The sequence below is a fragment of the Nocardia sp. NPDC051750 genome, assembly GCF_044453135.1.
Classification (GTDB): Bacteria; Actinomycetota; Actinomycetes; order Mycobacteriales; family Mycobacteriaceae; genus Nocardia.
Genome location: NZ_JBITCK010000001.1, coordinates 1,224,452 through 1,242,330, shown reverse-complemented (window position 1 = coordinate 1,242,330; position 17,879 = coordinate 1,224,452). Strand labels below are relative to the sequence as shown.

At 67.7% G+C, this 17,879-nt stretch carries 18 protein-coding genes; 4 read left to right on the top strand and 14 right to left on the bottom strand.

Annotation, left to right across the window (positions count from 1 at the left end; all coding sequences use genetic code 11):
* Positions 1–204: 204 nt before the first annotated feature.
* From ACIA75_RS05440 to ACIA75_RS05430, 3 genes are all read left to right on the top strand, one after another.
* Positions 205–858, top strand: coding sequence for a Uma2 family endonuclease (locus ACIA75_RS05440; RefSeq protein ID WP_397100966.1), 654 nt, complete (start codon positions 205–207; stop codon positions 856–858).
* An 8-nt stretch (positions 859–866) separates the two neighbouring features.
* Positions 867–1,454 (top strand): putative glycolipid-binding domain-containing protein, encoded by a 588-nt coding sequence (locus tag ACIA75_RS05435; protein WP_397100158.1) that lies wholly within the window; start codon positions 867–869, stop codon positions 1,452–1,454.
* Positions 1,455–1,550: 96 nt separating this feature from the next.
* Positions 1,551–2,237, top strand: a complete 687-nt coding sequence (locus ACIA75_RS05430; protein WP_397100156.1) for a class I SAM-dependent methyltransferase — start codon at positions 1,551–1,553, stop codon at positions 2,235–2,237.
* A gap of 114 nt (positions 2,238–2,351) precedes the next feature.
* Here ACIA75_RS05430 and ACIA75_RS05425 read toward each other — a convergent pair whose 3' ends face one another.
* The 3 genes from ACIA75_RS05425 to ACIA75_RS05415 form a co-directional block, all read right to left on the bottom strand.
* Positions 2,352–3,278, bottom strand: a complete 927-nt coding sequence (locus ACIA75_RS05425; protein WP_397100154.1) for an ADP-ribosylglycohydrolase family protein — start codon at positions 3,276–3,278, stop codon at positions 2,352–2,354.
* Positions 3,279–3,475: 197 nt separating this feature from the next.
* Positions 3,476–4,222 carry a lipase family alpha/beta hydrolase gene (locus ACIA75_RS05420; protein WP_397100152.1) on the bottom strand — a complete coding sequence of 249 codons (747 nt, stop codon included), beginning with the start codon at positions 4,220–4,222 and terminating at the stop codon, positions 3,476–3,478.
* Between the two features lie 72 nt (positions 4,223–4,294).
* Positions 4,295–5,236, bottom strand: a complete 942-nt coding sequence (locus ACIA75_RS05415; RefSeq protein WP_397100150.1) for a MerR family transcriptional regulator — start codon at positions 5,234–5,236, stop codon at positions 4,295–4,297.
* A 67-nt stretch (positions 5,237–5,303) separates the two neighbouring features.
* Here ACIA75_RS05415 and ACIA75_RS05410 point away from each other — a divergent pair, with 67 nt between their 5' ends.
* Positions 5,304–5,729, top strand: coding sequence for an inorganic diphosphatase (locus tag ACIA75_RS05410; RefSeq protein WP_397100148.1), 426 nt, complete (start codon positions 5,304–5,306; stop codon positions 5,727–5,729).
* Between the two features lie 32 nt (positions 5,730–5,761).
* On the opposite strand, the gene ACIA75_RS05405 is transcribed toward ACIA75_RS05410, so the two are convergent.
* From ACIA75_RS05405 to ACIA75_RS05355, 11 genes are all read right to left on the bottom strand, one after another.
* Positions 5,762–6,247 carry a hypothetical protein gene (locus tag ACIA75_RS05405; RefSeq protein ID WP_397100146.1) on the bottom strand — a complete coding sequence of 162 codons (486 nt, stop codon included), beginning with the start codon at positions 6,245–6,247 and terminating at the stop codon, positions 5,762–5,764.
* Positions 6,244–7,518 (bottom strand): DUF58 domain-containing protein, encoded by a 1,275-nt coding sequence (locus ACIA75_RS05400; protein ID WP_397100144.1) that lies wholly within the window; start codon positions 7,516–7,518, stop codon positions 6,244–6,246. The genes ACIA75_RS05405 and ACIA75_RS05400 overlap by 4 nt, the downstream gene beginning before the upstream one ends.
* Positions 7,515–8,477, bottom strand: coding sequence for an AAA family ATPase (locus ACIA75_RS05395; RefSeq protein WP_397100142.1), 963 nt, complete (start codon positions 8,475–8,477; stop codon positions 7,515–7,517). The genes ACIA75_RS05400 and ACIA75_RS05395 overlap by 4 nt, the downstream gene beginning before the upstream one ends.
* A gap of 27 nt (positions 8,478–8,504) precedes the next feature.
* Positions 8,505–8,999 (bottom strand): hypothetical protein, encoded by a 495-nt coding sequence (locus ACIA75_RS05390; RefSeq protein ID WP_397100140.1) that lies wholly within the window; start codon positions 8,997–8,999, stop codon positions 8,505–8,507.
* Positions 8,996–10,024 (bottom strand): DUF4129 domain-containing protein, encoded by a 1,029-nt coding sequence (locus ACIA75_RS05385; protein WP_397100138.1) that lies wholly within the window; start codon positions 10,022–10,024, stop codon positions 8,996–8,998. Before ACIA75_RS05385 ends, ACIA75_RS05390 begins: the two co-directional genes overlap by 4 nt.
* Positions 10,025–10,553: 529 nt before the next feature.
* Positions 10,554–11,741 carry a lipid-transfer protein gene (locus ACIA75_RS05380; protein WP_397100136.1) on the bottom strand — a complete coding sequence of 396 codons (1,188 nt, stop codon included), beginning with the start codon at positions 11,739–11,741 and terminating at the stop codon, positions 10,554–10,556.
* Between the two features lie 124 nt (positions 11,742–11,865).
* The gene (locus tag ACIA75_RS05375; RefSeq protein WP_397100134.1) at positions 11,866–12,291 is read right to left on the bottom strand and encodes a MaoC family dehydratase; all 426 of its coding nucleotides are present in this window, start codon (positions 12,289–12,291) and stop codon (positions 11,866–11,868) included.
* A complete protein-coding gene (locus ACIA75_RS05370; protein WP_397100964.1) occupies positions 12,288–13,175 on the bottom strand; it encodes a bifunctional MaoC family dehydratase N-terminal/OB-fold nucleic acid binding domain-containing protein in 888 nt (295 codons plus the stop codon). The genes ACIA75_RS05375 and ACIA75_RS05370 overlap by 4 nt, the downstream gene beginning before the upstream one ends.
* A gap of 262 nt (positions 13,176–13,437) precedes the next feature.
* Positions 13,438–14,607, bottom strand: a complete 1,170-nt coding sequence (locus ACIA75_RS05365; RefSeq protein WP_397100132.1) for an acyl-CoA dehydrogenase family protein — start codon at positions 14,605–14,607, stop codon at positions 13,438–13,440.
* The gene (locus ACIA75_RS05360; protein ID WP_397100130.1) at positions 14,592–15,656 is read right to left on the bottom strand and encodes an acyl-CoA dehydrogenase family protein; all 1,065 of its coding nucleotides are present in this window, start codon (positions 15,654–15,656) and stop codon (positions 14,592–14,594) included. The genes ACIA75_RS05365 and ACIA75_RS05360 overlap by 16 nt, the downstream gene beginning before the upstream one ends.
* 26 nt (positions 15,657–15,682) lie before the next feature.
* Positions 15,683–17,857, bottom strand: a complete 2,175-nt coding sequence (locus ACIA75_RS05355) for an acyl-CoA dehydrogenase family protein (RefSeq protein ID WP_397100128.1) — start codon at positions 17,855–17,857, stop codon at positions 15,683–15,685.
* Between the last annotated feature and the right edge of the window lie 22 nt (positions 17,858–17,879).

Genomic DNA, 17,879 nt, shown 5'->3' with positions numbered 1-17,879 from the left:
ATGATCTCGGCCGGAATCGCCATCGCCGCCCCTTCCCCGCTGCTCGGTTGTCTCGCGGGCCGCATCGGGAACGGGGTCGCTGGTCCTGGCCGGGCTGACGCTCATGGCGTGTCCGAGGTGACGTTGACCGTGTCCTCATTTACGCCCATGGCGTACCTCCAGGTTTGCCGTATCAGGAGCTCTGACGCCGCTTACGATGGCGATATGTCCCTGCCGCGCATCGAACGGCCCGAACTCCCCGAATACATGACCTGGGAGGAACTCGAGCAGCTGCCCGACGAGGTCGCCGCGCAGATCGAACTCTGGAATGGGCGCGTGGTGTGGGTCCGCCGCGGCCCGGCAGAGCACCAAGTGTTCACCAACCGACTGTGGGCGGCGCTCGAGCAACACACTCGCGAGCAGAACCGGAGGAGCCCCGACGAGTGCTGGCGGGTCACCACCGAAACGAATGTCTTCCTCGGCGAAAACGGGAAATCAGATTTCCTGACCCCGGACTTTCTGGTGCACCGCTGCCTCGGATCGCCCTACCAGGACATCCGGTCTGCTGACACGCTGCTGGTCGGTGAGGTGTTGTCGCCGTCGAATACGCAATCGGACATGGAAGCGAAGAAGGCCCGCTATGCGGGAGCCGGCATTCCTTGGTATTGGGAAGTGACCTTGGCGCGCGAAGAAAGCGCGATCGCAACGATCCGCGCGTACGCGCTGGAGACCAGGCCCGGAGAACTGCCCCCTGGTGTGCATCCACTGCACCCGGCCAACTATCTGGTAGCCGGAGAATGGACCAGGGCCACCACCGGCGGGGTGCATATCGATTTTCCGTTCCGAATCGAAATCGACTGGACCGCACTCGAATTCTGATCCACGTCATGATGCCGTCATTCGACGAAATGCCCGCGACAGCGGCGTGGGCACACCAGGGTGCGCGGAGTGGCTTCGAGGTCGCCTACTTCGAACGGACCGGCTCCGGGCACCGGATCGAGGGGTGCACCACCGCGGTCGAGGAGGGCCACACCTGGTGCGTTACCTACGACATCACACTGGACTCGGAGTGGCGGACCCGCACCGCGCACGTGACCAGCCGGTCCGGCGAGGGCCGGCGCTCGGTGCGGCTCGAGGCCGACGGGGCGGGACACTGGCTGGTGAACGGCGAGCCGGCACCCCACCTGGACGGCTGCCACGATGTGGACCTCGAATCATCGGCGATGACCAACGCGTTTCCGGTACACAGGCTGGCTTTGCCGATCGGCGCGCACGCCGCGACGCCGGCGGCCTACGTGCGCGCCGCCGACCTGTCGGTCCGACGGCTGGAGCAGAAGTACCTGCGTGCACCCGACCGGGGCTCCCACCGCTGCTTCGACTACACCGCGCCGGCCTTCGACTTCTCGTGCCGGCTGATCTACGACGCGTCGGGTCTCGTCCTGGACTACCCGGGGATCGCCGCTCGGGCGGTGTGACCAGGTCACGGCCCCTCGGACCGGGTCTCCGAGTTACCGATCAAATGCCTCGGCGCGTGCCACGATGGTCTGTAGGTCAGACCCAGGAGGTGACGGATGCCGGAGCAACCAGCACCGTCCGCCGACGATCCGTTCGGCGGCCGGACCCCGACCAGCCATGAGCGGATGGCCGGGCGGCCCTGGGACGCGTCGTACCACGACGGGCCCGCGCCCTGGGACCTCGGCGTGCCGCAGCCCGCGGTGGAGCGCGTGGTCGCCGCCGGTGGATTCGCCGGCACGGTACTGGACGCCGGCTGCGGAACGGGCGAGAACACGCTCCTCATCGCCGCGCAGGGCCTGCCGGTGCTCGGCGTCGATGTCGCCGAAACCGCCCTGGCGACCGCGCGTGCGACAGCTGACGAACGCGGTATCGAGGCGGAATTCGCCACTGTGGACGCCCTGCACCTGGAACGTTTGGAACGCCGGTTCGACACAGTGCTCGACAGCGGACTGTTCCACACGCTGGATTCCGGCGAGCGATCCGAGTACGTGGCGAGCCTGGCGGCGGTGACCGAACCGGGAGCCGTCCTGTACGTGCTGTGTTTCAGCGATACCGGTCCGGAGCCTGGCCCGCACCCGGTCCCCCGCCACGAGCTGACTGCCGCTTTCGGGCCCGGTACCGGCTGGCGGATCGAGTCGATCGCACCGGAACGAGTCGGGACGAGATTCCACGACAACGGCGCACCGGGCTGGCTCGCGACGATCGAACGGATTCCGGCGGCAAGTTCGGATCACGAGTCGTAGGACATCGAACAGCAGCAACACCCACCGCGTGCTCCCGGCCCGCCGAATGCGCTGACCCTGCAGGCTTGGTCGCTACGTTTCATGGTTCCTCGGCCCCGTGGGCGCCGTGGATATTCAATGCACCTGCCGGGGTCCGGTGTCCGTAGCCCAGCCGGGCAGTTCCTCGCGTGCCGCCAACCACTGCTCCGGCACCCCGCGGGTCTCGCCCCGATTGCCGATTCCCGTATGCGCCGCAACCATGCCACCGACGATGGCGGCCGTGGTGTCCACATCTCCACCGGCCTCGATACACGCGCGGACCGCCGCGGGGTAGTCCTCGAGGAAGGTGGCTGCCGCCCACAGCGTGAAGGGCACCGTATCCTTCGCGCTGACCTGCGCTCCGTTACCGAGCTCGTAGGCCGCCTCGGCGACGGACCGTCCCAGCAGTTGTCCGATCCGGCGGATACCGGCGCCGGTCTGCCCGTCGACGAGATAGGGCTCTACCATGCGAAGCAATTCCTCAGGCGCACAGGATTTTCCCCGCGTCGCGGCGCAATGGCTCGCGGCGGCGGCAATGACCATGGCGCCGACGATCGCTTCCGGATGCCGGTGGGTGACCTCAGCGGACAGGGCAGCCTCGGCGGCCGCCCGGTCCGGGTCTCCGGCGAAATACGCACCGAGTGGGGCGACCCGCATCGCGGCACCGTTCCCCCACGATCCGCGACCGGCGAACACGGCACCCGCCGCTTCGGCCCACGGCCGGCCGTCGCGAATCTCGTGCAGCACAACGACAGTGCGCGCACCGTAACCGCGGTAGGGTTCGCAGCGTTCGGCGAAGGCGGCGGCGAGGGAGTCGCGGTCGATATATCCGCGGTCGCGGATCTCGGAGTACACCGTGCATGCCATCTCGGTGTCGTCGGTCCACGGCCACCGGCCCGCCGGCGGCCGCCCGGCCAGCAGATCGGCTACGGAACTTCCGGGGACGAAGAATTGGGCGCCCAGCGCATCGCCGACGGATAAACCGTCGAGGCTGTCCCGAACGGGATCGGAAACCTGTCGCATATCGACGCCCATAGTGCGCGACGGCACCACCACACGCAACCGAGTTACCTACCGCGCAACCGAGTCGCCTGCCGGGCCACCAGGCGTGGATCGATTCACCGGTAGTCCATCACCCCGGCGAGCCCGGCTCACGCCCACCCACGGTGAGTAGGCGATCATCTAGCCGAGACAGACCCCGGCGGCTCCGACCGCAACTTCTACGGGCAGGTGGTGGCGAGCGGTCCCCCGCTCAGTGCCGAGATGATCAGCTCCTGGAACGCGCCGTCGCGTGGCTCGTTACGGTGGATAACGTGCCGGCCTGGGCAGAACTGCTGAACGCTCGCGTTGACCGCGCCCGGCAACTGGTCCCGTTCGGAGCCTTCGTTCTCCGAGTACAGGTGGTATGCGGGAAGGCCGGGCGGAACCTCGGGCGGCTGATTGAGTTGCCGCAGGAAAGGCGAATTGGGCGAGATATCGCGGCATCCGGGCCAGAACAGGCCGCAGAACACCCCGAGTGGCTGGCCGAAATTCGGTGTACCGATATCGACGTAGGTCCCCACCGATGCGAGACCGTTCAGAAATTTGGTGTAGTGCCGTGCCGCCAGCCCACCCATCGAATGCCCGACCAGATCGACCCGGACGGCGCCGGTCTCCTGCCGGATAGCGGCCACGGTGTCCGCGACCGCGCCGGCCGAATCGGCGATCGGCACAGAACCGGTCGGCGCCCCCGAAAGCGACGGCACACTGGGAAGAACCATGGAGTAGGCCGCATGCCCGCTCTCGGCGAGCGCTTCCTCCAGCTTTTCCATGATCCCGACATCGGCATCGAATCCGCCGATCACCAGCACCGGATTCAATGCCGCGGGACTAGGCCGGGCGAACGCGGTGGGACACACCGCGGAACCGAGGCCCAGGCATACCGTTACCAGGCCGATTCGAACGAGCAGCGCAAGAAGGGTTTTCATCGACCTGCTTTCGGGAGCCGACGATCTGCTGGGATTGCGAATGTCTCGACGAACTTGGATGCTAACGCGGGGTCAGCGCTCGGCCACCAGCGACGCGCGCAACGCCACGCCGAACCAGGTGAATGCCGGTTCCAGGTCGGGGAGCGGGGGCCAGCCGTTGATGGTCCCCACCAACTGCCAGTACCGCGTGACCCGGGAGTCATCGGCGACCTCGAGGCGTTCGAGAATCCAGCGCCGCAGCGGAAGGCCGTCCTCCTTGTCGAAAGTCTCGGCATACCTGCTGGTCAGCCCGTCGATCACCGATTCCGCCGCCGACTCCGGCACGATACCCGCCGCTATCGCCCGGCCGACCTCCTCACGCACCACCTCGGTGAGGTCATGATGCAGACCCGTGGTGTCACCGTCGGCCCGCTCCTTTGCCTGATATTCGGCCATCCGTCGCACCGCCGCGCGGAAATCGTCGTCCTGCACCAACTCCACGAGTTCCATCCAGGCCCGGACCTGCTCGGTGGTGGGGTCCGCGGGCAGGTCCGGCATGCTCGAGCGCAGCAACTCCACCACAGCGGGGTTGCCCTCGACGCTGCCGAATGTTCCGTCGACGAAATCGTGGATGAGGCGGTGCCGTTCGGCTTCCGACAAGTTCACCAGTTTGTGCATCAGATCCATCTCCTGTGGGTTCGACTCCCGTTCGGCCACCGCCCGCAACACCGCACGCCGCAACCGCAGTGTCCGGATCTGCACGTCGAGAGCATCCGCGTGCGCCGCCGCCACCTCACTCAGTGAGGTTTCGCGGGCCAATATGCGCCGCACGGTCGCCAGGTCGATATCCAGTTCGCGCAGTGTGCGAACCAGCTCCAGACGTGCCAGCGCACGCATGTCGTACAAGCGGTAGCCGGCCGGACTGTGACCGGTCGCCGGGACGATCCCCTTATCGGAGTAGAACCGGATCGTCTTGACCGTCAGACCGGTCCGCGCAGCCAGTGCCCCGATCGTGAAGAGCGTCTCGTCGTCCATACGGGTACCTTCCTGTCTCCCCCTACAGGAGGGTCAAGTTGCCGGCCGGCACAGATAAGTTCGATCAGTGACCGATGAGAACGCAGAACGGATATCGGAATCGCTGGCTCTCGCCCTCCCGTTCCTGAACCGGACAGTCGACCTCGTTTTCGACCGCCCCTACGGAAGCCACCACCCGACCTGCGGATTCCGCTATCCGACAAACTACGGATACGTTCCCGGCACCCGCGCCCCGGACGGCGAGGAACTCGACGCCTACTACCTCGGTCCGCAACAGCCGATGACCTCGGCACGGGGAACCTGCATCGCGATCATCCATCGCCTGCACGACGATGACGACAAGCTGATCGTCGTCCCCGAGAACAGCCCCGCCCTCGACAACACGGCGATCGCCGCCGCCGTCGAGTTTCAGGAAACAGCGGGCGAGTACATCGTGGTGCGGTCGAGCGAGGCGGCATCGGACTACGGGTTCCGAAACAGCACGCGTATGTGATCACGAGCCATGCCGGGCAATCACAGATCCGGTCAGGTCGTTGCCGCTCGCCCCGCGGCCCCGGCGGCGGTCTCGGGTGCTGGTTTCGCCGGCCGTCTGCGGGTGGCGGTGATGCTGTAGGTGAGGATCGAGGACAGCAGGATCACCAGGACCGGGGCTACCACGGGCGACCAGGCCAGTTCGATCGGGAGCACTGCCGCCGCGCCCGCGGCTCCAGTCCACAGGACCGCGCCGACCACCGAGGGCAGGGTTGTGGGGACCACGCCGCGTGGGGCTTTCACCGTGGCGATGTTCAGCAGGTAGGTGGTGGCGACCAGGCCCGCGGCGGCGGCGGCCATCAGGTTGGTTTGGGAGAGGCCCAGGACGCCGATCACCAGCAGGACCGCGCCGACCGACGCGAGCCGCCACCACCAGGCGATCACCACGAGGGCGATCGCGGCGGGGGCCGCCCAGGGCTGGATCAGGGCGACCAGCAGGACCAGCAGGGTTCCGGAGAGGTGGGCGAGGAATTTGGTCATCGGCGGACTCGGATCCTCCGGCGGTGCTGGGGTAGCAGGCGCATCGTCTGGTCCAGGCGGGTGTCAGCGGCCCAGTTGACGATATCGACGCCGACCGTGCTCATATCGCGGTACATCGACATCCGCTCCAACTGCCACATCTTCTCCATGGTGGGGTCGAGGTCGTCGGCGAAGGGGCTGCCGCGCAACACATCTACCGCCACCACGACATGACCGCGTTTGCGGAGGTCGATCAGGGCGAGGGCGAATTGGGTGTCCAGCAGGGTGGAGAACGCGATGATGATCGCGCCGAGCGGCACCGCGGCGTAGGGCGCGAGGGTGCCGGTGGTGGGGATGTGTTCGTCGCCCACATCGAGCACGGTGTCGACGATCCGGTAGAACTGCCGGCGGCCGATATCGGGGCGCAACCAGCGCGGCGACTGACCGAGGCAGACCACGGCGGTGCGGTCACCGGCCTGCAGCGTGGACTGCACCACCTGCGCCGCACCGCGCACCGACTGTTCGAGTGCATCGGTGGCCGGGCCGGGCGCCTGCTGGGAGGTGTCCACCAGGACTACTACGTCGGCGGAGCGGTTGGTCAGGCGTTCGGTCACATAGAGCCGGCCGCGGCGAGCGCTCACCGGCCAGTTCACGATGCGTAATTGATCGCCGGGGGCGTAGGCGCGGATATCGGCGTACTCCACGCCGGGACCGTGTTTGCGGGTGAGGTGGATGCCGAGGCGTTCGGGAAGTTCGGTGCGCGGCAGGCGCATCCGCTGCGGATCGGTGATCGGATAGACGAAGATCTCCCCAGCGGGCAGGGTAGCGGTGGCCAGCGCCATCCCGGCGGGGCTCAGTGCTTTCACCCGCACCGACAGCGGGTAGCGACCCCAGCGCTGCGCCGAGACCGTCAACCGCAACCCGGCGGGCGCCGTCCCGGAATCCGAGGATTCGTCCACGGTCACCGTCATCCCGTCGGTCGCCACCGGCCGGCAGCGCAGCAGGGCGTGACCCTGGTCGACGAATGCGGCGATGGTCACGGTGACCTGCTCGCCTTCGAAACACCGCTGCGTCCCGCCGCCGTCCACCTGGATCCGGGTCCGTGAGACCTGCCAGGGCGCGCTGGCCAGCACACCGAGCATGGGCGCCGCGAAAACCACCAGTTGCCAGCTGGCCGTAACCACCGCCCCGAGCAGCGCGACCGCCGAGGCGATGGCGAGCAGATAGGTCAGTGGGGCGGGGCGCCAGCGCAGCCTCGCCTCCACTGTGGCACTGGCGTCGCGGTGTCTCATTGGGTGGCGGCGCGCGGAACCGGGAGCCGGCGCAGGAGTTCGCCGATCACATCCTCGCCGCGGATCCGGCGCACCCACATTTCCGGACGCAATGTGATCCGATGCGCCATCGCGGGCACGGCAAGCGCTTTCACGTCTTCGGGGATGACGTAGTCGCGCCCGTTCAGCAGTGCGCGGGCGCGTGCCATCTGCACCAGATCCAGTTCCGATCGCGGACTGGCACCGACCTCCACCTGGGCGTGACCGCGGGTCGCCGCGGCCAGCGCCACCACATAACCCACCACATCCGGGTGCACGGAAACGAATTCCACCGCGTGCCGCATCTCCAGCAGGCCCTTGGCGTCGACCACCTGATGCACCCGCGGGGAGACGGCACCGCGTTCGAGACGCCGCCGGATCATTTCGGTTTCGTCGAGTTCGGACAGGTAACCCAATCGCAACTGGATGGCGAACCGGTCCAGCTGGGCTTCCGGCAGCGGGTAGGTGCCCTCGTATTCGATGGGGTTGTCGGTGGCCAGCACGACGAACGGCTGGGGCAGCGGGAAGGTTTCGCCGTCGATACTCACCTGCCCTTCGGCCATTGCCTCCAGCAGCGCCGCCTGGGTTTTCGGCGGGGTGCGGTTCACCTCGTCGGCGAGCAACATATGGGTGAACACCGGGCCCCGGCGGAACGTGAACCGGCCGGTGGACATGTCGTAGATCGTGGAGCCGAGCAGATCCGCGGGCAGCAGGTCGGGGGTGAACTGCACCCGGGTGAAATCCAGACCGAGGGCGGCCGCGAAGGACCGGGCGATCAATGTCTTACCCAAACCGGGCAGATCCTCGATCAACACATGCCCGCCGGACAGTATCGCGATCATGATGAGCTGTAGCTCTTCGCGTTTACCCACCACGACCCGGGAGACCTCCCGGAGCACGGCTTCGGTGCGTTGGACAGTCGCGTCCAAGGGCATCGTCATTTCATTTCTCGCATGTGTCGACCCGTTTCACATTCTCTGAAGGCGGCTCAGGATCTCGTCCAGAGCCGCTCGACCCGGCGCGGGCGTGTTCTGGTCACGCAACGCCGAATCCGCCGGATCCACCCAGCGCCACAGTTCGGCGCCGAAGAGATGGATACCGGCACTTTCCAGCGCCCGCCGGTTCTTGCTGACCCGCAGCCCGGCGGACAATTGGAACTCTTTGGCCAGCAGGGGGCGCAGATGCCGGTCCCAGTCGGCCCGGCTCCCGTCGGCGCGGTCGGTGAGCATCTGGGCGCGGGCATGCCAGTGGCGCAGCATTTCGGCGGGCCCGTTCTCCATCTCGTCGACGAGTTCCTTTTCTCTCTTCTCCGGGCGCAACAGCACCCAGACGAAGCAGCACAGTGCGATCGCCACCGGCACCCCGGCGGCGACCAGCATGAATTCCCGAGCCCGCACGAAGGCGACAGCTTCGAATCCGGCGACCGCGAGGATCGCGGTCACGACTATCCAGGGTCTGGTCATCGGCCCGCCGCCCCGCTCGGTGCGCCGGGCAGATAACTGGCCGGATCCGCTGATTCCGGGACGGGCTGGGCAGGTATCGGCGCACCCAGATCCGAGAGGACAACCCGCAGCAGCTGTTCGGCCCGCATCCGCTGCCACGCCAGCATGTCGTGCGGACTGAACCGGGCCTCTTCGAACAACGCGACGAGTTCGCGGGCCGAGGCATCGTGCAGGGCGCCGTGCTCGAATGCCCGCGCCAGCACCTCCATCGGGGTGTCGGAGGCCAGCGGGGCAGCGCCCTGGGCATAGATCAGTCCGCGTTCCATCGCGACATAACAGGCGATGATCGCGGTGCGCGGGTCCTGGCCGGGCGCGTTCATCGCGGCCAGACCCATTTCCGCCGCCTTGACCAGGGACAGGGTTTCGCTGCGCAGTTTCTCGGCGGCGGCGTCGGCGGCGGCCGCGTCCTCCGACCGGCGCTCCCGGCGCTGGGTGTTCACGGTGACCACGGCCAGACCGGTCACGGCAACGGCAACCAGGGTGCCGGCCGCGGCGGTGGCCAGGATCAGACCGGTGCCGGTGAGCACCGGTTCGTCCTCTTGCATACCCGGCGGGACAGCGGGCCTGGTCGTACGCTCCGAGCTCTGGTCCGGTGTGGCCGGAAGCTGCTCGGCGGTGCGCCCGAATCCGATGAAATAGACCGCGAAGGTGATCGCCGCCAGGACTCCGGCGGCGGCCAGGAGGAACAGCACGACCAGTCCGAGGCGGCCGAGTTGCCAGGGCTGTTCGTTTTCGTCGGCATCGAGATCGGGCATGGCCAGGGGCAGCCGGTGCTGGCTGGCGATGACCCCGGCCAGCAACACCACGATCGAGACGGTCAGCAGCACCGGCATGAGCACGACAGAAAGAACGGCCGGTGCACTGTCCGCGTTCTCCTCGGGATTCTCCGGCATACCCGGAATATGTCCGCGCAGCGCAAGGACAGCGCAGAACAGCAGCGCGAACACCGCCACAATGCGCGCGATCAGCGCCCGCGACCCGGCCAACCCGATACCTCAAAAATCTGTACAGCTGAGAACAGCCACATAGTTACATGCCGGACGGCCGGTCCGGTAGCGATTCGACAATATGAAATAGCGACTTTTCCACCTGGACCAGCTCCCTGCCGGCAAACCTACTGCCCATTGCGCAATCGACAGTTATATCTTGTTCCCGACTGTGAATACTCACAAGGCCCTCGGGAACCTGTGAAGGGAGCAGTGGACGACCCGCCGGAGTTCGTCCCGTAAGACGGGCGGACCGTCGGCCGGTGACGGCGGTCCCGCCGCGACCCGACCCGGTCCACCGGGGTTGACGGGGTAGCCGGGCGAAGCCACCCCGGCTACCTGTACCTCCGTCGACGCTCCGGCCGGGCGCGGTGTACGTACTCGCTCAGTCGCTGCGGGTGTGCATACTCTGCGTGTTCGTCCTGATCGCTCCGCAGTGTGCACTTGTCCCGTCGCTGCGGGGTGTTTCCCTGCGTACCTCCCGCATCGCTCCGCTCACGGTTGCGGACACGCTGCACCGGGTAGGTCGTCAGGTGTGGTCTGCGCTCAGTACAAGTCCCGAGGTCGGGACCCCGGTACCCGCCGTGACCAGCACGTTCTCGACCCCGTCGACCTGATTCACCGAGTTTCCGCGCAACTGCCGAACCCCTTCGGCGATACCGTTCATCCCGTGGATGTAAGCCTCGCCCAATTGGCCGCCGTGGGTATTGATCGGTAGTTTTCCACCGATTTCGATGGCGCCGTCGGCAATGAAATTCTTTGCCTCGCCGCGCGGGCAGAATCCGAGTTCCTCCAGCTGCATGAGCACAAAGGGAGTGAAGTGGTCGTACAAAATGGCGGCCTGCATATCTTCGGGACGCAATCCGCTCTGCGCCCACAGCTGGTCACCGACCAGTCCCATCTCCGGCAGGCCGGTCAGTGCGTCCCGGTAGTAGCTGGTCATCACGTACTGGTCCGCGCCGCTGCCCTGGGCCGCGGCGGTGATCACCGCCGCCGGATTCGGCAGATCGCGCGCCCGCTCCACGCTGGTCACCACGATCGCCACCCCACCGTCCGATTCCTGACAGCAGTCGAGCAGATGCAACGGTTCCGCGATCCAGCGCGAATTCTGATGATCTTCGAGCGTGATGGGCTTGTTGTAGAAGAAAGCGTTGGGATTCACCGCGGCGTGTTTACGATCCGCGACCGCGACCCGGCCGAAATCCGCGCTGGTGGCACCGTAGACATGCATGTACCGGCGGGCCACCATGGCGACCTGCGCGGCCGGTGTACCCAGACCGTGCGGATAGGACCACCCGGCGTCGATCCCCGAGGAAGTCGGTGCCGCGGCCAGCGAGCTGGAGAACTGCCCGAACCGCGAGACCGACCGTTCGTTGAATGCCCGGTACGCCACCACCACATCCGCGACACCGGTGGCCACCGCCATCGCCGCCTGCTGCACGGTGGCGCAGGCCGCGCCGCCGCCGTAACCGATATGGCTGAAGAACTTCAGCTGCGGGATACCGACCGCCCGCGCCACCGCGACCTGCAGGTTCGTATCCATGGTGAAGGTGGTCAGGCCGTCGACATCGGCCGGCGCCAGGCCGGCGTCGGCCAGGGCGGCGGTCACCGCCTCCGCGGCCAGCCGCAGTTCGCTGCGACCGGATTCCTTGGAGAAATCGGTGGCGCCGATACCCGCGATGGCGGCCCGGCCGGACAATGGATGATCGGTACTCACACGAACCTCGTTCCGCGGGCCGCGACAGCCCTAGCTCCGCCTGCAATGCTCATGCTGTGCCCATCGGGCATGAGCGAGGGCCCTACGTGGTTACGCTGCGCTGCCGCCTTCGGGCCCGGCTCGCTCATGCGGGCCCCCCGCCCTGCCCGAGGGTGGCGACGACTTTCGCGACGATGTGATCGCCGAGGCTGTCCTTGCCGACGACCTCGAGATGGATATCGGCCCCCTCGACCGCCGTCACCTTCCCGGTGAGCGTGAGGGTGTCGTAGGCATACAGCGGCACCCCGAGGCGCAGTGAAATGGATTTCACGACGGTGCTCGGGCCCGACCAGTCGGTGACGAACCGCTGCACCAGCCCGGTATCGGTGAGGATATTGACGAAAATATCCTTGGAGCCGCGCTCGACGGCCTTGTCCCGGTCGTGGTGCACATCCTGGAAATCCCGGGTGGCCAGGGCGGTGCTGATCACGAAGGTCGGATCGGCGTGGATCGACAGTTCAGGTAGTTCGGTGCCCACCCGGACGGCCGCCGGATCGAATGTGGCGGTCATGCGTTCACCTTCCAGAACGGCAGCACCGTATCGTCGTCGAGCTTCTCGAAGCCGGCGACGACCTCCAGCCCTACCTCGACTTCGCCGGGCTCGATACCGCGCAGTTCGCCCAGCATTCGCACCCCTTCCTCGAGTTCCACCAGTGCGACCACGAACGGCAGGTCACGACCGGGGACTTTGGGCGCGTGATGCACGACGTAACTGAATACCGTGCCCTTCCCGGAGGCGACCACGTAGTCGACCGGTTCGGTCTTGTCCTGCCAGATCGCGGGCACCGGCGGATGCCGCAGTGTTCCGTCGGGAGTCTTCTGGATCCGCAGCTCCCCGGCTTTGGTGCCCTCCCAGAAGAATTCGGTGTCGTGGGAGACCAGCGGGCGCACCCGGTCGGCGAGCGACGGTTTCGGCGGGGCTCCGGTGCCGGGCGCGAATTTCAGGATGCGGAAGAGCATTTCGGTGACGAGTTCGTCGCCGACGTACCAGCTGGTGCGGTAGGTCAGGAAGAAGCCCTCGCCCAGCCCGGTGCGTTTGGGTCCGGCGATATTGTCCAGCGCGCTGGTGATGCTCACCTCTTCGCCGGGCCGCAGGTAACGGTGGTAGATCTGCTCGCAGTTCGTGCCGACCACCGAGGTGTAGCCGGCGGAGTCGAGCAGCGCGTTGGTGGCCTCCATCGGATCGTCCGCGGGGCGGCGACCGCCCAGGCCCAGCATGGTCCACACCTGGGCCATGGCCGGTGGGGCGACGATCCCGTCGAACCCGGCGGCCTTGGCGGCGGCCTCGTCGACGTAGACCGGGTTGGTGTCGCCGAGGGCTTCGACCCAGTTGTTGATCATGGGCTGGTTCACCGGGTCACGGCCGGGACGGGGGGAGCTGGCCCCGGCTTCCATGATCTTCTCGGCTGCGGCGGTGATCGCTTCTGGAGTACTGAGATCCGGCACGCTGTTCCTTTCGGCGCGCTGACGCGCGCGTGGTTTCGGCCCCCTCGGCGTCACCGTTCAGCCCTCGAGACTCGCGGCTGCGCCGCCTCGCTTCGAGGACTGAACGGCGACGCGGGCCGAAACCTCTCAGGGCCTCGCTGAACTCGGCACCGGGGCTGGTGACGTCGGGCAGACGTCCCGTCGGTCATGGTGGGCAGATCGAACGTTGGCATCAGCGTGGTACCCGGGGCAGTTTCAAGCCCGCGGAGGCGACGAGTTCGCGCATCACCTCGTTGACGCCGCCGCCGAAGGTCACCACCAGGTTCTGTTTCGTCCGCCGGTCGAGCCAGGTCATCAGTTCGGCGGTCGCCGGGTCCGCGGGGTCGCCGAAGCGGCCGATGATCTCCTCGGCCAGCCGGCCCGCCTCCTGTAGCGATTCGGTGGAGAAGATCTTGGTCGCCGAGGCGTCCGCAATCACCTGGGACGGATCGATGTCCTTATCGTCGGCGGTGGCCGCCACCTGCCAGTTCAGCAGTTCGTTGAGCCTGGTCATGGCATGGATACGGCCCAGGGCGCGCTGCGCCTCGGGTTCCTCGAGGATCGCCCGCGGACGGGCCCAGTCGCGGACCTTGTCGTAGAGCTGTTCGATCTTGCCCGACGGGCCCAGGCTCACCCGCTCGTGATTGAGCTGGGTGGTGATCAGCCGCCAGCCCTTGTTCTCCTCGCCGACCAGCATGCCCGCCGGAACCCGGACGTCGTCGAAATAGGTGGCGTTCGTGTGGTGCGCGCCGTCGGCGGTGATGATCGGCGTCCACGAATAGCCCGGGTCGGAGGTGTCGGCGATCAGAATGGTGATCCCGCGATGCCGCGATTCCACCGAACCGGTGCGGCAGGCCAGCCAGATGTAATCGGCCTCGTGTGCGCCCGTGGTGAAGATCTTCTGGCCGTTGACGATCCAGTCGCCGGAATCGTCCTTGACCGCGCTGGTGCGCAGCGCCGCCAGGTCGGTACCGGCCTCCGGCTCCGAATAGCCGATCGCGAAATGGATATCACCGGAAAGGATTCCGGGCAGGAACTTCTCTTTCTGTTCCTGCGTCCCGAACTGCTGCAGGGTCGGGCCGACGGTCAGCAGGGTGACCAGGGGCAGCGGGACATCGGCGCGGGAGGCTTCGTTGTAGAAGATCTGCTGTTCGACCGGGCCGAAGCCCTGGCCGCCGAACTCCTTCGGCCAGCCGACACCCAGCCATCCGTCGCTCCCCATCCGGCGGACCACCGCACGGTAGGCGTCGCCGTGCCGGTTGACCGCCATTTCGGCGGCCTCCTCCGGGGTGACGAGGTCGGCGAAATAGGCGCGCAGGTCGGCGCGGAGTTTGTGCTGTTCGCTGGTCAGATCGATGAACACCCTGCCCCCAATCGTTCGAGCCGCAGCGCGGCGCCGCCCAGCCAGCGGGCGAGGTCTTTGGACTGTGAGTAGTAGCGGTGCATGGAGTGGGTGACATCCACTCCGATACCGCCGTGCAGGTGATGACATTTCTGCATGGCACGCGGCAATTCCGCGGCCACAGTGTAGGCCAGCACGTTCAGATCGTCGGCGATCCGCGCCTGCTGTTCGGGGCTGGGATCGTTCTGCCCCAGCGCCCAGTTCGCGGACAGCGCCGCCACATGCAGTGTTCGCGACACCACGTACAGGTCGGCGATCTGCTGCGCGACCGCCTGGAACTCCGCGAGCGGCCGGTTGAACTGATGCCGGGTGCCCACATGCGCCGCGGTGAGTTTCACCGCGCCGGAAAGCAGCCCGTCGGCAACGGCACCGATAGCGGCGAGCACGAGCCGATGCAGTCGCGGGCCCGCATCGGGCAGCAGCCGATCGGCCGGGATCGCGACCCCGTCCAGTTTCACCGAGAACTCCGGCAGTTCACCGGAGACCGCGGACGGCGCGAACGACAGCCCGGACGCATTCGAATCCACAATGGCGACACCGGAATCCGTGGTCACCAGAATCCAGCGGGCCTGATCCGCACAGGGCACCGCCACCTTGTAGCCGGTGATGCGCACGGTCTCGCCGGACACCTCGGCCTTGGTCGTGGGCTCGGTGGTCAGCGGTGCGCCGGGTTCGCTGATGGCCGCGGTGAGCACCGCGCCTTCCGCGACGGCCGGGAACACCTCCGCGGCCACCGCCTCGGGCACCGCGCCCAGTAGCGGCAGCACGCCGAAGCCCAGGGTGGGCAGGGCGGGCGCACTGACGGCGTCGGTGGCCAGCTCGGTCAGCAGTACCGACACCGCGTCGATGCCCATATCGTCGCCGCCGAACCGCTCCGGTAGCGCTACCGACAGCAGGCCGGTCGCCGCCAGTTTCGGCCACAGCTCGCTGTCGCGCGCCGCCTCCCGCTCCAGGAGTCCGACGACGACCTCGGCCACCGCCTCCTGAGCTTCGTCTCGGGTGAAGTCCACGTTCTGCTCTCCAGTCGTCGCACGAACTAACCGGCCGCGTCCCGGGGCAAGCCCAGGATCCGCTCGGCGGCTACGGTCAACAGGATCTGCTCGGTGCCGCCCGCGATCGACAGGCAGCGGGTGAGCAGGAATTCCGAGGTGTCCTCGGTCGTTCGCGCGCCGGCCGGGCCGGCCACCTGTACCGCGAACTCGGCGACCGCTTGCCGGTGCCGTACACCCACCAATTTGCGCACACTGCTCTGCGCGCTCGGGTCGGCGCCGGCCAGGATCCGCACCGCCGCCCGCTGTTCCAGCAGCAGCCCGGCGATCGCGTCGGCGACGAAACCGCCCAGCCGGTCGTTGATCAGCTCCGAGCCCCGGCCGGTGGCGGGCAGCTTGGCGATCAGCTCCTCCAGCGCCGGCCCGATCCCGTTGCCGCTCATGGCGACCCGTTCCGCCGACAGCGTGGACCGGGCGATCTTCCAGCCGTTGCCCAGCGCGCCGACCACACACTCGTCGGGCACGAAGACCTCGTCGAGGAACACCTCGCTGAACCGCGCCTCACCGGTGATCTGCACCAGCGGCCGGATATCGATCCCGGCGCTGCGCATATCGACCAGGAAGTAGCTGATGCCCTTGTGCTTCGGCGCGGCCGGATCGGTGCGGGCCAGGCAGATCGCCCAGTTCGCCTCTTTGGCCAGCGAGGTCCACACTTTCTGACCGCGCAGGATCCAGCCACCGTCGGTCCGCTCCGCGCTGGTACGCAAGGCAGCGAGGTCCGAACCGGCGCCGGGTTCGCTGAACAGCTGGCACCAGACGACCTCACCGCGCAGTGTGGGCCAGGCGAAGCGTTCGATCTGTTCGGGCGTTCCGTGCTGCAGCAGGGTCGGGATCGCCCAGCCGCCGATGGTGAGATCGGGGACCGTCAGTCCGGCCCGGCGCAGCTCCTCGGAGATCACCAGGCCGGTCATCGGGTCGGCCGCGCGACCGTAGGGTTCGGGCCAGTGCGGCATGATCAGGCCCGCCTCGGCCAGCGCGGTGCGCTGCTGTTCGGTGGGCAGGGCGGCGATCCGGGCCACCTCGGTGGCGAGTTCGCCGCCGGCGGCCGCGGTATCGCTACCGACCGCGGCCGCGTCGGCGAACACGCGGTCGGCGCCGGTGGTGCGCCGCTGCCCGGCGCGGGTGAGTTCGGTGACCCGGCTGCGCCAGTACGCACCGCCGCCGAGCAGCTGGCTCAGGGCGACCGCCCGGCGCAGGTACAGATGCGCGTCGTGTTCCCAGGTGAACCCGATACCGCCGAGCACCTGGATGCAATCCTTCGCGGTCTCCACCGCGGCGTCCAGGCTGATGGCCGCGGCGATCGCGGCGGCGATGGGCAGTTCGGCGGCGCCCGAGTCGACGGCGGCCGCGGCGTCGGCGGCCACCGCCCGGATGAGCTCGGTGCGGCACAGCATCCACGCGCAGATGTGCTTGACGGCCTGGAACGAGCCGATACTGCGGCCGAACTGTTCGCGCACTTTCGCGTATTCGACCGCGGTGGACAGGCACCAGCCGGTGACGCCCGCGAGTTCGGCGACGGCCAGCGCGACCAGCAGGTCTTCCACGGCGTACGCGGGGGCGAACACCGCGGCGGGCTCCACGCGCACGTCGGTGCAGCGCACCCGGGCCAGCGGTGCCGCCAGATCGAGGGGGTCGAGTGGCTCGAGTTGCAGACCGGCCGTATCCGGCGGCACCAGGCACCAGCGCCGGCCGTCCGGGGTGTCCACCGGTAGCAGCACCGCGGTGCCGGGCGCGGCGCCGAGCACCGATTCCCAGCTTCCGGTCAGGGTCCCGGCCGATTCGAGTACCGGGACAACCGAGCCGGCTCCGCGTTCGGCGTCGTCGGCGACAACCGTATCCAGCGCGACCCCGCAGGGCTGATCCTCCGGCAGTGCGCCGGCCGTCACCAGCCCGGCCACCGCCGTCGTCAGTACCGGCCCGCCGACCAGGTCGTGGGCCGCCTGTTCGAGGAAGACAGCCAGGTCGGTGACCGTGCCGCCCGCGCCGCCGGCCTCCTCGGCCACCGCGACATGGAAGATTCCGAGTTCGGTCAGCGTTGGCCAGTACGAACGCCAGAAGCCGGTGGTCTCGGCCCGCATTGTTGCAATCGGTTGTGCCGCCGCGGCCCATCCGCTCATCGACTGTTGAACGGCTTTATGCTCGTCAGTGGTGGCGATGGTCACAGTCCATACCGCCTTTCCGGCG